2 pseudogenes and 1 other annotated feature are annotated in these 1,451 nt (G+C 40.2%); both pseudogenes read left to right on the forward strand.

Going from position 1 to position 1,451, the window contains the following annotated elements:
* Positions 1-54: 54 nt before the first annotated feature.
* A pseudogene (locus EXE10_RS20925) lies at positions 55-189 on the forward strand (IS5/IS1182 family transposase); the annotation flags it as partial.
* 243 nt (positions 190-432) lie between these two features.
* Positions 433-1,451, forward strand: a pseudogene (locus EXE10_RS20930) (IS3 family transposase); the annotation flags it as partial.
* Positions 708-824 (forward strand) — a sequence feature (AL1L pseudoknot). It overlaps the preceding pseudogene by 117 nt.

Here is a 1,451-nt window from a genome sequence, read left to right on the forward strand (position 1 = left end):
GGCTTTGTTGCACAAACCTATCTGTAAAGGCTTATTCAACATTATAATTCTCAAATGAATAAGCCCACATCTAAAATATATCGCACAACCAATTGGCCTTCTTATAACAGAGCATTAATAAATCGAGGAAATATCTCTATTTTGTTTGATCCCAAAACTCAATGGTACGCTCAACCAAAAGGCAAGCATTGAATAGCCACCACTTTCCTAGAAAAATATCGTCTATTCTTTTTTAGGAAAAGGTGAATATTCGACTTGATAGTAGTCATATTTATTATCTTTTGTGACACAAATTACGTCATCTAATGCCTGCGGTGTATCGTCAGTATCATCAATCGCTTTAAATAATGAACCGTACCGGGTTTGTCGGAGACTCAGTATTCTGAGATGAGAAGCATTGCTTCGCAAGACGTAGCGAAGCGTAGTGTCCCGATGACCAAATTAAAATATACCCCTGAAATCAGAGAAAGAGCGGTTCAATTATTGATTGAATCTGAAAAAGACTATCCATCTAATTGGGCTGCGATCACAGCTATTGCGCCTAAGATTGGTTGTACTCCTGAAACACTTCGTGCTTGGCATCAAAAGCATTTAGATGAGCAAAATCCTATCAAAGTACAACAGATCTCTGATCAAGAAAAAATGAAGCAAATGGAACGTGAAATCAAAGAATTAAAGCGTGCCAATGAAATTCTGCGTAAAGCAGCCGCTTTTTTCGCCCAGGCGGAGCTCGACCGCCCACACAAATAATGGTGGATTTCATCCATAACAATAAGGCGTTATATGGTGTTGAGGCGATTTGTAGGATTTTACCGATCTCAGCTTCTACCTATTATCGAACACTAGATATTGCTGAAAACCCAGAACATCGAGCAAAGCGAGATCTACATGATTTGCATCATGCTGAACAAATTAAACGAATTTGGAAAGAAAGTTCAGGTCGATATGGTGTACGTAAAGTTTGGCAACAACTGAAACGTGAAGGTTATGTTATTGCACGCTGTACAGTGGTTCGCTTGATGAAGAAGCTAGGTATACAGGGTGTTTGGCGTGGGAAGAATAAATACACCACCCGTAGCCGAGATGATCAAAAAAGAGCGGATGATTTAGTGAAACGTAATTTTACTGCTGATCGACCTGACCCTTGCGAAGCAGTGCTTCTCAGGTCGGTGACTTCACGTATATTCAAACTCATTCAGGCTGGGTCTATACCGCCTTTATTATTGATGTGTTCTCACGAGCGATTGTTGGATGGAAAGTATCAACACGTATGAATACAGACATGGTGCTCGATGCACTAGAGCAAGCATTGCATGACCGAGGTATGCCTAAGAATGTGATTCATCATTCAGATAGAGGTGTTCAATATCTTTCAATTCGCTATACCAATCGTTTAGAAGCAGCAAATTTACGAGCATCAGTCGGTACGACCGGTGATTCATACGATAACG

Source organism: Acinetobacter sp. WCHAc060033 (assembly GCF_004209125.1).
Taxonomy (GTDB): Bacteria; Pseudomonadota; Gammaproteobacteria; order Pseudomonadales; family Moraxellaceae; genus Acinetobacter; species Acinetobacter wuhouensis.